The following is a 12175-nucleotide window of genomic DNA, read 5'->3' as shown; positions in this document are numbered from 1 at the left end:
GGCGTCCTACGCTTGTAGGTATCAGGTAGCGTATGTATAAGATATATGAGGGAATAATGTAGCACCAAGCAGTGGGTGAGAAATAAAATTAAGCATGTGGAATATATAAACTAATGGTTTCATTTAGCTACTGTTTATTTTATTAGCATATAATCAACTCAATTCTACATTCGCGCTATCGAGAACATATTACTATTCTTTTGTTTATAAGATGACGTTGTAGCGTGCTTCTTGTTTGCAATCAATGAACCCTTCCTCGCAAAGCTGGAGCCGATAAGGCGTGTTCAAGGTAGTCTACATCAATAAAAGTGATAGGACTCTCATCACGAAAAACGTTATGGCCTTCGCCATTGCTGAAATCGCTGTTGAGGTTTTCCTCTATATTTATCAATACAGTACGGTTTATTTTTGAGGTAGCAATGTTGAGTGAAAATAACAAGTTGAGTGCGATAATCATAGACGACCATCCCCTAGCAAGAGTGGCAATCAGAAATTTGCTGGAAAATGATGGTATTAACGTGATTGCTGAATCTGGAGATGGCGCGGAAGCCCTACAGGTTATTAAAGAAATGCAGCCAGATATTGTCGTTGTCGATATTGATATCCCTGTACTGAGCGGAATCGAAGTTGTCGAGAAGCTGAGAAGACAACAAAACAGCTGCATTATCGTGGTGGTTTCCGCTAAAAACGATCGTTTTTATGGTAAACGTAGCGCCGATGCAGGTGCAAATGCGTTCGTGAGCAAGAAAAAGGGCATGTCTAATATTGTGGCAGCGGTAAAGGCTGCGCGTAATGGCTATAGTTATTTTCCTTTTTCATTGGATAGCTTTGTCGGTAAACTAACATCAGAACAAGAAAAATTGGATTCCTTATCAACACAAGAGATAAAAGTTATGCGCTATATTTTAAATGGCGTGGATAACATGCATATTGCGACTGAGATGAATATTAGCAGCAAAACAGTAAGTACCTACAAAAGTCGTCTAATGGAAAAGCTGGAGTGTAAGTCTCTGATGGAATTATTTAATTTATCAAATAGAAATAAAATTGGCTGATTTTATGCTGCAACGCTTGCTCAGATTTACGCTGTTTTTCATTGGAACGCTATTCGTTGCTCAGGGGGCGATTGCTGGTAAAGAACCCATAAGGCTGGATATTTTTAGTAATAGCGGGCCCATGCTCCCTAATCTCAAATTGAGCACTGCTGAGCAGTTGTGGCTGGCGAAGAAAAAAACCTTAGTTGTGGCTGTCTATTCCCCTGAGTCGCCACCGCTGATGTTGGATAGTTCCTCTGGTCGTTTCCGTGGGATGAATGCTGAATATCTGTCTTTGTTGCAGAGAGCGTTGGGTATCAACGTTAAAATTGACCGCTATGAAAGCGAAGAGTTTGCTTTGAATGCTGTCAAAACAGGTAAAGCTGATTTAGTGCTGACCTCGCTTAGAACAAATTTTAATGCCGTGGCACCATTTATTGCATCTTTGCCAATGGTAAGCGCCTATCCTGCCTTAGTCACCACGCAAAAAAATGTTATGCAACCGCTACATACGGATAGTCCGGTAACCATTGCTATTGCAGAGGGATATCCTAGCGAACAGTTTGTGAAAGCTTCATTCCCGAATGCAAAAATTGTTCACTATGAGACTGCATATCAGGGTCTTGCTTCGTTATATAACGAAAAAAGTAATTATTTCATTGGTAATAATCTTGCCAGTGGCACAAGTATCATGCGTGATTTCCATCAGTCATTAAGTATTATAAAATTCTGGCGTACATCACCAATACATAATCAGTTTATCGCTCTAGATACGCAATCACCTCTAATTCCTATTATTAATAATTTTTTAGCAGGATTGACAAATCCTATTACTAATCACATCTCTCAGCCGTGGCTAGAGAGCGGTAATCCCGCGCTTTTGACGAAACCTCTATCACTAACCCCTCAGGAACAGCGTTGGTTAGAGAAACATCCCAAGCTTAAAGTATTAATTAATCCGTATTATGCGCCGTTTACTTTGTTGGATGAAAACAATGAAATAAGAGGTGTGACAGGCGATATCCTCAATCTTATTCATTTGCAGACGGGCTTAGAGTTTGAAACGGTGACGGCTAATTCCAATACCGAAATGGTTGATAAAATGCTAAACGGTGATTGGAATATACTCCCTACAGCCACATATAGCCCTAGCCGTGAGGAGTTAATTTCATTTACTCATCCCATTATTACGACGCCTTTTGCTATCGTAGTGAGAACTTCTTCTGGCAAAACTGAGTTGTTGCCGGGTATGAAAGTAGCAGTGACTACTATGCATATACTTACGGAAAAATTACATACTAAATATCCTGGGATCGATCTGGTACAGGTCGAAAATACCAGCATTGGACTCAATCTATTGGCTGAGGGAAAAGTTGATGCTGTCATATCAACACAGCTAACCGCCCGTTACATGATAGACCACTATTATCCAAATCAACTCAAATATGAGATCATGGCGGATGAAGCTCCGGCCTTAGTCAGTTTTGCTATCCCGCGTGGGGATCAAGAGTTAAAGCAGATATTGAATAAAGCGTTGGATAATATCCCGCCAAAATCGATATTATTTATTTCCTCAAAATGGGTTAAGCTACCTGATATAAAAATTGACACTTGGCATCTATATAACAAGCAATTTTATATTGTCATTACGTTATCTATTTTTATTATTTTGAGCTTCTTGTTATGGGGTGGATATCTATCACGGGAAGTTCGTATGAGAAAACAATCTCAGGCGGACTTAGAGAATCAACTCAGCTTTAGAAAAACACTATCCAATTCTATCCCTATACCTGTTTACACCATTTCTCTCGATGGTCAGGTGCAAAGTTATAACAGCGCTTTTATGTCATTTTTTTCAACGGACCAGAAAAATGTGACCTCAACATCGTTATTTGATAGTCGTAATCCGCTGTCGGGTATTTTTTCTGTTCTCAATCGAGACATTCAAAATGGTCTGATCCCAGATAAGGTAATTGAACATAGCATTATGCTGAACAATGGCCGGGAGGATCGCCATATTATTCATTGGATTACGCTTTGTGTTATGCCGTCAGACAATGTTATGCCAACGCTAATCTGTGGCTGGCAAGATGTGACTGAATCCCGACAGTTGCTCAGCGCATTGCAAATTGAAAAAGATAAAGCGATTCAGGCTAATGAGGCAAAAAGCACCTTCTTGGCCAGCATGAGCCATGAGATTCGCACGCCAGTCAGTGCGGTAATGGGATTCCTTGAATTACTGGCGCTACATAACCAAAGCCCTGAAGAAGATAAAGAGTCTATTTCGCTGGCTTACGCCACAGCACAGTCATTACTAGGATTGATCGGCGACATTTTAGATATGAATAAAATCGAATCTGGGAGCTTTGAATTATCTCCAGATTGGGTCAATCTCGATGTGCTGATTACGACGGTGATGAGAGGATTCGAAGGTCTTGCCAAGCAGAAACAGCTAAAACTCACCTTTGTTAATCGGTTGGTCAAAGGGGAATATTTACGTCTAGATCCTCAGGCAACTAAACAGTTGCTTTCTAATTTGCTGAGCAATGCCATAAAATTTACAGAAAGCGGTGGTGTTGAGGTTAGTGCAGAGTCCATTGCCACGGGTTCTGGCCAAACTCAGCTTATGTTACGAGTGACAGATACCGGTGCTGGCATTAGCCAAGAAGATCAGGAACGGCTCTTTAAACCATACAGTCAAACTGAAACGGGTAAACGACAGACAGGCTCTGGGTTAGGGCTTTTGATTTGCCGAGAGTTAGTGACGCGCATGAATGGAAAACTGGTTCTGCTGAGTCAGGTTGGACAAGGGACAACGATGACGATCGACCTGGTAACTGCGGTATCTCATGAAGATATAATTAGCTCGGATGACCTCCAGCCTGCCGTGTATCCAGCCAAGAAACTAAAAATATTAATCGTTGACGATCATCCGGTTAACCGTCTGCTGCTGCGCCGTCAATTAGATACGCTGGGATATAAAGTCGATGAAGCGAGTGATGGAAATGCTGCGCTGATATTGATAAATGAAAATAGCTATGACTTGGTAATAACGGATGTCAATATGCCGAATATGGATGGGGTGACTTTGACCCGTCATATTCGAAGTTTTGATAGTGATATCGTTATTTGGGGCTTAACCGCCAATGCTCAAACGCAGGAAAAGGATCGATGTCTTGCTACTGGCATGAATGCATGTCTTTTTAAACCAATAAATTTGCAACAATTGGCTTCCGCATTGGCCTCTGTGGGAACAGTAAATATGACTTACCAGCTAGACGAGATTATTGATCTTGCGACACTAAAATCGCTGGCATTAAATGATCCAAAGTTAATGCAGCAGATGTTGGCGCAATCTCTGCGTGAGAATGATAAAGATTTTTTAGCTGCTCAGGAGGCCAAAATAGCCGGTGATTGGATCGCATTTAAAATGCATATGCATCGTATTAATGGCACTGCTCAAATTCTTGGCGCGGCGAAATTACAGGAATTAGCGGAAAAATTAGAGAACTATTCAGTCGTTCAAGCTGATGATTCAGCCATTGATCATGGAATGAAATTGCTTGAGGTTGAGCTCAATCGTTTAAGAGAGGCGATTAATAGCTTTTCACCGACATGATTAGTGTTTGCGTAAAATAAATGGCTCCATCCTCTCTCCCAATTTTTGTCAAAATTGAGATAGAGAGGATGGAGCCATTAAATTCTTTTATCTGTTTCAATCGCCTTGTTCATAGGTAGAAACAGTAGCGCTGAATCTTAGCGATTTTTATACAGGTTATAACCCAACTGCTGGGTGAAGGATGCAGTCATCTTTTGACCTCGAACGCTGTTGCCCATGGCATCAAGCGGTGGAGAGAATGCCGCAATTCCCATCACACCCGGAACTACCGTTAAAATCCCACCACCGACGCCGCTTTTTGCAGGCAAGCCAACGGTATAAGCCCAATCGCCAGAGCTTCCATACATTCCCTCCATGGTCATTTCAGCAAGCAGGAAGGGAATATTTTCTGCGGTTAATACTTTTTTCTGGGTAATTGGATTTATACCGCCAGCGGCAAAGGTGGCCGCCATCGTCGCAAGCTCAACGGTATTAACTAATGTTGAGCACTGACGGGTATACACATCGCAGGCCTCCATGGGATCACAATACATGGCATCGGCAGAATAAAGCAGCCATGCAATGGCTCTATTATGAAAGTTAGTGGTTTGCTCTGAGTGATTAAGTTCTTCGCACAATGAAATCGGCGCGCCGGCTAGCTGTTGCTGAATATCGAGAATACGTTCCCATCGATGTTCGCTACTGTTTGCTTTAAGGAGGCTAACGGTAGACATAGCACCCGCGTTAACCAATGGCGATAAGGGCTTTCCGTTATGCAATTCCAATGCAATCACTGAATTAAAGGGTAGCCCCGTCGGATCGGTTCCAATTTTGTTTTGCACCTCTGCTGGTCCTACGTCTTCGAGTGCTAAGGCAAGCGAACATACTTTTGAAATAGACTCTAAAGCAAACCTGAAGTCAGAATCGCCCTGAGACAGAATATCGCCATCAACGGTGACAATAGCCATGGATGAGACGTTATTTGGGATGCTAGCTAAATAAGGAATATAGTTTGCGTTTTCCCCGCCCTTGAGCGTTGAGAATTGTGAATAGGCGTTCACCAATGCATCTTGTACATTACTTAGAACCATAGTCATAAAGTTAACCCTACAGTGAAATATTATAGTCTCTAAAGAGTAAGAAACGCCTAATGAGTGAATTAGGCGTTTCAAGGAGTTGCATTTATCTGAAGGAAAAACGCTAGCTATTTGCTATCAATTTTCTTTTCGCTGCCAACGACAAAGTGATGTGTTGAACGTGCGCGTGGGTGCATGAAGAAATGTCCTTCTGGCGCGTTGTGAGATTTGATGGGTACTAGGGTTGCATTGGTTGTTTTCCCTTTCTTTGTATGCAATGCATAAACGATGAAAGGTATGGACAATACAATGAGGAAGCTAACAACCAACAGTTCAACGTAGACATCATTTGCCTCACCGCCCGGTAATGAACTTGGCGGGAAGAATGAAACAATGAAAGCCAGTATTGAAATTACTAGTCCAACAACAGCAATAAGTATTTTGAAGTTCTTGCCGCCAGGGATATGGAATGCGCGCTTTTTATCAGGTTGTTTACGGATTAATTGAATATAACCCAAGAACAACATGAAGTAGCTGCAGAGATAAATAACCACTGTTAATGACAATGCGATTAGGAACGACATATTGCTGCCGCCACCGGTGTTCGTCAGAATAGTTAACGCAATGGTCGTAATAGCCAATTGAGAAATAACTAATGCAACAGGTACACCGTTCTTGTTCACTTTCGCAAAGCTTTTAGGAAGTATGCCCTTTTGTGCGGTGACAAACATACCGCGTGAAGGCCCGACGATCCAAGACGCAACTTCGGCTAAAACACCCAGCATCAGCAGTGCAGCAATGATACGAGTTGCCCATTCAAAACCGGGGCCGTAATGTGAAATAAGCACGTTGAATGTCTGGACGACACCGCTAGACAAGTTAATGTCATTATGTGGAATAACGGAAGCAACAGAAAGTCCGCCGATTGAGCTTAAGCAAATAGCGGCAATCATCAGCAGTATCATCGCAATAGGGTAATCGCGACCTGGGTTTTTCATTTCGTTGACGTGCGTTGCTGACGCTTCAACGCCCATGTAGCTCAGAATGAAGGCAACAAATACAACCAATGTTCCGATTTGTGTGAAATCAGGAAAGAAGGTCGCTGTGCTCATTTCAATCTGTAACGGAGCACCACTTGCTAAATAGCTAATGGCCAAAACAACCAGAATTAGTGCAGGTAGTAAAATACCCGCAAAGAAACCGATTTTTGCAATGCGTGCGGTGTATTTTGTGCCGCTGAACTGAGTAATCGCTAATGCCCAGAGGATAATTAATCCAGCAATAGTCTTTGTTATCGGATCTTCATTGAGCGCTGGCCATTTTAGGATGAAGGATAAAGCACCTAAAATAAAATACAGCATCGGGATAAAGCCTACAGCAATTTGCAGATATCCAAATGAGATTGCGGCAAACCCCCATCGCTCGCCGAGAGTCTTAGATACCCAAGTAAAAACGCCGCCTTCTTCCCAGCCTTCAACCGTGGCCATTTCAGCAGCACATAGGCCTACGGGAATAAACCATAAAATACCACCGAGCAGCAGAAAGAAGACTAAGCTAAATCCTGAGGTTGCAAAAGTGGGATATTCATATACTGCCATAACCATTGATGCCGTTATAGCAAAGAAGCCTAATAACGATAATTGGTTTGTCACCGGAGAGGCTTTTATATTCGCCATTGTTATTTCCTTGAAACAACAATTACCCTCTCTATTCCTTACGGAATATAGTTATGAAAGGGCAGCTGTTGCCTTTTAAATATAGGGAGGCCTAGATTTTCTAAATCTAATGAAATTATTGATTAAGTAATCATAGGAAAAACCAATAGAATTTAACCGTGATTAAATCCGCTGGCTTCTTTTTCCGATAGAGCATGGCTTACTGGATGTTTTTCGAAATAATCAAGCGCCCGCTTCATATCATCAATCAGTAGGCTACCAAGATCGCGGCTAACGCCATGTCGCACTAAAATGCGTTGAACCACGAGGTCTTCACGCTCAGCCGGCATGGAATAAGCTGGCACCTGCCAACCACGGCTGCGTAGTCTGTCAGCCAAGTCATATAGGGTATAGCCATTTGTAGAGGAGTCGTCTTTAAGCTTCCAAGCAAGTGCAGGGATGCCTTTTTCGCAATCACCATCAAAGATCATTTCGAATGGGCCAAGTTTTTCAATTTCTTGGGCTAAATATTGGGCCGTTGAATAACAGGCATTGTGAATTTTGGCATAGCCTTCGCGGCCTAAACGCAAGAAGTTGTAATACTGCGCAATAATTTGGCCGCCTGGGCGCGAGAAATTCAGCGCGAAGGTTGGCATGTCACCACCAAGATAATTAACGTTGAAAATAAGTTCTTGCGGTAGGTCAGCCGCTTCACGCCAAACAACCCAGCCAGTCCCTAGTGGAGCAAGGCCGAATTTGTGGCCGGAAGCATTAATGGATTTTACGCGAGGTAAACGGAAATCCCACTCAAGATCGGGTGCGCAGAATGGGGCTAAGAAGCCACCACTCGCGCCATCAATGTGCATTGGGATATCCAGACCCGTTTCTTTCTGTAGCTGATCGAGGGCGTCATGAACTTGCTTAACAGGCTCATATTGGCACGTGAAAGTGACGCCGAGCGTTGGCACTACGCCAATGGTATTTTCGTCGACGCGCTTAAGGACTTCTTCTGGGCTCATAATGAGACGATCGCCTTGCAGCGGGATTTCACGCAGTTCAACATCAAAATAGCGAGCGAATTTATGCCAGCAAATCTGTACTGGGCCACAGATCAAGTTTGGTTTATCGGTTGATAGGCCTAAGGCTGCACGCTTTTTGCGCCACTGCCACTTAAGTGCTAATCCACCCAACATGGCGGCTTCTGATGAGCCAATAGTAGAGCAGCCTAGCGTGGTTTCAGGTGTTGGAGAGTTCCAAAGGTCAGCTAGCATGTGAACACAGCGAGTTTCAATTTCGGCCGTTTGTGGATATTCATCTTTATCAATCATGTTTTTATCAATTGATAAATCCATCAAATCACGAATTTCTTCATCAACCCATGTTTGGCAAAAGGTTGCCAAATTTTGACGAGAATTGCCGTCTAACATTAATTCATCGCGCACTGCGTTAAAAATATTACGAGGGTCATGTTCTTGGGCTGGGAATTTTGTTTTTGGCAATGAAGATGCTAATTCAATGGAAGCGTAAACATCGTCTAGTCCATCATTGCATTTCAGCGTTTGTTTATTATTCATTTATTACCTCTAAAAGTTTGATGTCATATTTAAGCTAGATACTAGATTCACTCCAGTGACATGATTAGACATTATTATTGTTCTCAGTTTAATCAACGAAGATGTTCTTATTTTCGCCATGAGAGTATTCAGCTTAGCGCTCTCGGATAAGTCATCTGGAAATGAAGTCATATTCCTACGCTTGTAGGATGTTGCATTTTGATTTAAGTGGAAATAGTTTCACTATCTTACAAAAGACCAGACGCTAGTAGGGATTTTATCGTAGAGTTTATTCATTGTTATTTCAGCAAGCCGATGATCTGCAGCCGAATAAAAAATGATAATTTCGTCATTATTTAGTTTATAGTTATTAGCCTCAATAACTTTTTCTAAAGTGTCCTTGCATGTGCAACGGCGAAGTTGTAACAGCCAATCTTGTTTTGTTTTCTTCATGATAATGGTGCTCTGTTTTATTTCTTATCTATTCTGATATTTTTATAAAGGTGATTTTTCATGAGATAAAATATCTTTTAGTGCATGTATTTTGTAGAACATCTTAACGTCAAGGATAAGCATTTCTTATTACTTAACAATGAGCTGTTCATGATGCTCTTTGTGGCATCTTTTATGTTTACCTTATGAATGAGATAGGTAAGTGAGACTTTGTGTGTGCTATGCTCATGGTCTGAATGTAGGGAGGGTATGAACATAAATCCGATAATAAAAATATATATAATCTTCACAAAACACCCTTGCATTATTTAACAGGTTTATCATGTACGTTAGCGCACAGCTCTACATAGTGATACGCATGTTTCGGCAACTGGTTACGATGAATTTATTTTTATTAGAGGTTAATGAAGGACATTAACTTAAATCAGGTTTATGTTTTTTATATATCTTAACGTTACGATGAATATGATAAATTCATGAGGTGCTATCGTCTATAGGGTAGACGCTAAAAAAGCGTAGGTTGTGGATTACAAGTGTCAGATAATTCATAAGGTATCGGTTGGAAATTATGTTAATTCTTATCTATTGTTATCTCATATCTAATGAATAGTTAATAAACTCTATTTAAACGGATTCATTTATTTATTTGAGTTTCTTATTTTAAAATGTATTGTTATTTTATCAATAACTCATCATTATTCACTTGAGGTTTTTATGAAAAAATCAATCCTTGTTGCCACTCTTTCTGCTGCATTGTTTATTCCCCTGAGCTCAACCTTTGCTGCTAATGTAGATATGACACCTAAGAATATGAGCTGCAAAGAATTTCTCGATCTAAATCCTAAAGCTATGGCTCCGATTGCCTTCTTTATGCTTGATGATGTCACCGACTATAAAGGCGGTGATTCTGTTTCTTTGCGTGAATCAGCCGTTATTGCTGTGCCGCCTATGGTTGAATTCTGTAAGAAAAACCAAGACAAAAAAGTCTATGAGTTTAAAAACAAATTGCAGGATTTAGTTGCGCACTAAGATTTAAATCTAATGCCAAGCGCTAAGATTTCTTAGGCTTGGCAAATAATAACGTTCCTTGACTAAAATAAGGAATATAGCTAGCACCTGTTAAAATTCATCGACTTCTTCTCTCCACCTCAAAAATCTTCCTCTATACTCTTCGGTGTGCATTTTTTTTACCACTCACAGTGAACCTCATTTGTGAGTATCGCGGCGATTCTGGAGGCAGAAGTGAACCCATTACACGAAAAACTTAAGAAAAATGAATTCTTTAAAACCGGCTTCTTTGTTGCTGGTCAATGGCAGGACGCCTCGAATACCTATGAAGTCACTAACCCAGCAACAGGTGAAGTGGTAGCTAAAGTCGCCAATGCAGGACAAAAAGAGACTCAGGCAGCGATTCGTGCAGCCAGTGAAGCATTACCTGCATGGCGTAAAACGACGGCCAAGCAACGCTCTGAAATCCTACAGAATTGGTATCACCTGATCGTTGAAAATAAGCCATTTTTGGCCGAACTGATGGTGGCAGAGCAGGGTAAGCCGCTTAAAGAAGCATTGGGTGAAGTAGATTATGCCGCCAGCTTTATTCAGTGGTTTGCCGAAGAGGCCAAGCGTGCCAACGGTGAGATAATCCCACCGGTGAAACCGGGGTCGCGCATATGGGCTACGCGTGAACCTGTTGGGGTAGTGGCCGCGATCACGCCGTGGAACTTCCCGTTAGCGATGCTAACGCGCAAATTAGGCCCTGCTCTTGCTGCGGGCTGTACCGGTTTGATTAAACCAGCCAATGAAACTCCGCTGTGTGCCTTTGCACTGCTGGCGCTGGCACAGAAAGCGGGTGTTCCAGATGGTGTTTTGAACGCGGTGTCGGGGGATACGCTGGCTATCAGCGACGTGATTATGGCCAGCAAAGACGTGCGTAAAATCTCGTTTACCGGTTCAACGGGCGTAGGTAAAACCTTGGTGCGTAATGCCGCTGAAACCATGAAAAAGGTGTCAATGGAGCTGGGTGGTAATGCGCCATTCATCGTTTTTGAAGACGCTGATTTAGATGCTGCAATTAAAGGTGTGATGGCGAATAAGTTCCGTAATGCGGGTCAAGTGTGCGTCTGCATCAACCGTATATATCTTCACGACAGCATTTACGATACGTTTGTTAGTCGTTTGGCGGATGAAGTACGTAAGCTGAAAGTGGGCAATGGCATGGACGATGGCGTGAATGTTGGCCCGCTGGTCAGCGAGAAGGGCGTGGATAAAGTGGAGCAACACGTCAAAGATGCTTTAGAAAACGGCGGGAAAGTGATTGTGGGTGGTCAGCGCCATGCGCTGGGCGGCAATTTCTTCCAACCAACGCTGATTGCTGAAGCTAACGAAGACATGCTGATGGCATCGGAAGAGACCTTCGGTCCTGTTGCTGCCTGCTATCGTTTCAAAACTGAAGATGAAGTGATCAAACGTGCCAACGATACGCCGTTTGGTTTAGCGGCCTATTTCTATACTCAAAATCTTTCGCGTGTGTTCCGCGTGTCCGAATTATTGGAAAGCGGGATGATCGGCATTAATGAATGTTCGGTCTCAACGGAGCTCGCGCCATTTGGCGGTGTGAAAGAGTCTGGACTGGGCCGTGAGGGCTCCACGCTGGGTCTGGAAGAGTTTATGGAAGTGAAAACGTTGCACCTCGGTAACCTCTAAATCCTGACGGGCGAACTGCGTGTGTTTACGTATTTCGCCCTTATAAGACAAACTCTACGTTATTTTCCTATTTGTTCAGTCCATACCTACTGGTGTTTCCCTA

8 protein-coding genes are annotated in these 12175 nt (G+C 42.4%); 4 read left to right on the top strand and 4 right to left on the bottom strand.

Going from position 1 to position 12175, the window contains the following annotated elements:
- The first annotated feature begins 440 nt into the window (after positions 1 to 440).
- Complete coding sequence (gene evgA / locus RSC70_RS11890; protein ID WP_040047297.1) at positions 441 to 1055, top strand: acid-sensing system DNA-binding response regulator EvgA; 615 nt, start codon at positions 441 to 443, stop codon at positions 1053 to 1055.
- A complete protein-coding gene (locus tag RSC70_RS11885; protein ID WP_332542508.1) occupies positions 1048 to 4653 on the top strand; it encodes a response regulator in 3606 nt (1201 codons plus the stop codon). Before evgA ends, RSC70_RS11885 begins: the two co-directional genes overlap by 8 nt.
- Before the next feature lie 137 nt (positions 4654 to 4790).
- On the opposite strand, the gene glsA is transcribed toward RSC70_RS11885, so the two are convergent.
- The 4 genes from glsA to hha form a co-directional block, all read right to left on the bottom strand.
- Positions 4791 to 5729: a glutaminase A gene (gene glsA / locus RSC70_RS11880; protein WP_332542507.1), complete on the bottom strand. Its 939-nt coding sequence runs from the start codon at positions 5727 to 5729 to the stop codon at positions 4791 to 4793.
- 107 nt (positions 5730 to 5836) lie between these two features.
- Complete coding sequence (gene gadC, locus RSC70_RS11875) at positions 5837 to 7384, bottom strand: glutamate:gamma-aminobutyrate antiporter (RefSeq protein WP_040047132.1); 1548 nt, start codon at positions 7382 to 7384, stop codon at positions 5837 to 5839.
- Positions 7385 to 7536: 152 nt separating this feature from the next.
- Positions 7537 to 8937, bottom strand: a complete 1401-nt coding sequence (locus tag RSC70_RS11870; protein ID WP_234619844.1) for a glutamate decarboxylase — start codon at positions 8935 to 8937, stop codon at positions 7537 to 7539.
- A 222-nt stretch (positions 8938 to 9159) separates the two neighbouring features.
- On the bottom strand, positions 9160 to 9369 hold the full coding sequence (gene hha, locus RSC70_RS11865) for a hemolysin expression modulator Hha (RefSeq protein ID WP_234619845.1): 210 nt from the start codon (positions 9367 to 9369) through the stop codon (positions 9160 to 9162).
- Positions 9370 to 10083: 714 nt separating this feature from the next.
- On the opposite strand from hha, the gene RSC70_RS11860 reads away from it, so the two are divergent.
- Both RSC70_RS11860 and RSC70_RS11855 read left to right on the top strand, forming a co-directional pair.
- The gene (locus RSC70_RS11860) at positions 10084 to 10398 is read left to right on the top strand and encodes an HdeA/HdeB family chaperone (protein WP_040047134.1); all 315 of its coding nucleotides are present in this window, start codon (positions 10084 to 10086) and stop codon (positions 10396 to 10398) included.
- Positions 10399 to 10611: 213 nt separating this feature from the next.
- Positions 10612 to 12072: an NAD-dependent succinate-semialdehyde dehydrogenase gene (locus tag RSC70_RS11855; RefSeq protein ID WP_165490637.1), complete on the top strand. Its 1461-nt coding sequence runs from the start codon at positions 10612 to 10614 to the stop codon at positions 12070 to 12072.
- Positions 12073 to 12175 lie beyond the last annotated feature (103 nt).

The organism is Hafnia sp., from assembly GCF_036648275.1.
Taxonomy (GTDB): Bacteria; Pseudomonadota; Gammaproteobacteria; order Enterobacterales; family Enterobacteriaceae; genus Hafnia; species Hafnia alvei.
This window is presented reverse-complemented; position numbering and strand designations above follow the sequence as displayed.

What these genes read in the sequence shown, in the direction of transcription:
- glsA (WP_332542507.1), bottom strand. Translation starts at nt 5,729, where the DNA reads ATGACTATGGTTCTAAGTAATGTACAAGATGCATTGGTGAACGCCTAT.
- gadC (WP_040047132.1), bottom strand. Translation starts at nt 7,384, where the DNA reads ATGGCGAATATAAAAGCCTCTCCGGTGACAAACCAATTATCGTTATTA.
- RSC70_RS11870 (WP_234619844.1), bottom strand. Translation starts at nt 8,937, where the DNA reads ATGAATAATAAACAAACGCTGAAATGCAATGATGGACTAGACGATGTT.
- hha (WP_234619845.1), bottom strand. Translation starts at nt 9,369, where the DNA reads ATGAAGAAAACAAAACAAGATTGGCTGTTACAACTTCGCCGTTGCACA.
- RSC70_RS11860 (WP_040047134.1), top strand. Translation starts at nt 10,084, where the DNA reads ATGAAAAAATCAATCCTTGTTGCCACTCTTTCTGCTGCATTGTTTATT.